Consider the following 1,337-nt stretch of genomic DNA (forward strand, 5'->3'; position numbering starts at 1 on the left):
CCCGCCCGCAGTCCGCCCAACTCCCGCAGGGCGTAGTACGCGGTCAGGAACACCAACGGCACCGCAGCACCCCTCTCCCAGGACCAGTCCTCGGGCAGGTGGGTCAGCCGGCGGGCGTCGTCCACGGCGAGGGAGCCGAAGCTGCCCGTGATCATCCCCATGACGCGGTCGCCGGGAGCGAGGCCGGTGACCTCCGGTCCGACCTCCACGACCACACCGGCCGCCTCGGAGCCGAACAGGCCCACGTCGTCGCCGGGGTACATACCGAGCGCGTTGAGGACGTCGCGGAAGTTCAGGCCCGCCGCCCGGACCTCGACGCGGACCTGGTGGCCCGTCAGCGGTTCCAACGCCGCCGGATACGGGGTCAGGACGAGGCCGTTGAGGCTTCCCTTGGCCGTACTGTCGAGTCGCCAGGCCGGGTCGGCCGGCGGGGCGAGGACGGCGTCCGCATCGACGCGGGTCAGCCGGCCGGCGAGCACTCCGCCGTCGCGGAGCGCGAGCTGCGGTTCGGCGGTGTGCAGGGCGCGGAGCAGCAGGCGGCCCCGTTCGGCGGCCGCGGTGCGGTCGTGCGGGCCGGCCGGGCGCGGGTCCCGGTCGATGAGGACGAAGGTGTCGGGGGCCTCGGACTGCGCGGAGCGCACCAGGCCCCAGACCGCCGACGCGGCGAGGTCGGTGATGTCGGTCCCGCCGGCGGCCACGGCCCCGGTCGTGACGAACGCCAACCGTGCGGCGCCTGTGGAACGTCCCTGCTCGGTCCATTGCTGGACGAGGGCGAGTGCGTCGGCGGCCAGGGTGTGTGCGGCCTCGGCCGGGGAGGGGGACGGGGTGTCCGACGTCGCGTCCGCGGCCTTGGTTTCCCCGAGGGCGATCAGGACCGTGTCCGGAACGTCGGTGTCATCCGCGGCGAGGGCGGACAGGTCGGAGTGGGTGGTGACGCGGACACCGGCGGCGGCCAGGTCGGCGGCGAGTTCGGCGTCGATCGCCGTCGTTCCGATGAGTGCGAGGGTGGTGGGGGCACCGTGGCCGCCGTCCGCAGCGGTTGCGCTCTCCGCTTCCGGGACCGGGGTCCAGTCCAGGGCGAACAGGGCATCGCGGGCGAGGCTCGTGGCGCCGGTCAACTGCGCGCCGGAGACGGGGCGGGAGACGAGTTGGTCGATGGTGGCGACCGGGCGACCGGCGGTGTCGGCGACGGCGAGGGCCACCGATCGACCCTCGTCGCCCGTCGGGGTCAGCCGGACGCGCAGTGCGGTGGCGCCGGTGGCGTGCAGGGTCGCGCCTTCCCAGGCGAACGGCAGGCCGGTGTTGCCGTCGTCGGTGAGGAGGGCGGCGTGCAGGGC

At 74.9% G+C, this 1,337-nt stretch carries 1 protein-coding gene; it reads right to left on the bottom strand.

The features are described 5' to 3' along the window. The coding region (locus ACIQU6_RS44895; protein ID WP_403488533.1) for an alcohol dehydrogenase catalytic domain-containing protein at positions 1 to 1,337 on the bottom strand (1,337 nt) is incomplete at both ends.

This window comes from Streptomyces sp. NPDC090442, from assembly GCF_044769405.1.
Taxonomy (GTDB): Bacteria; Actinomycetota; Actinomycetes; order Streptomycetales; family Streptomycetaceae; genus Streptomyces.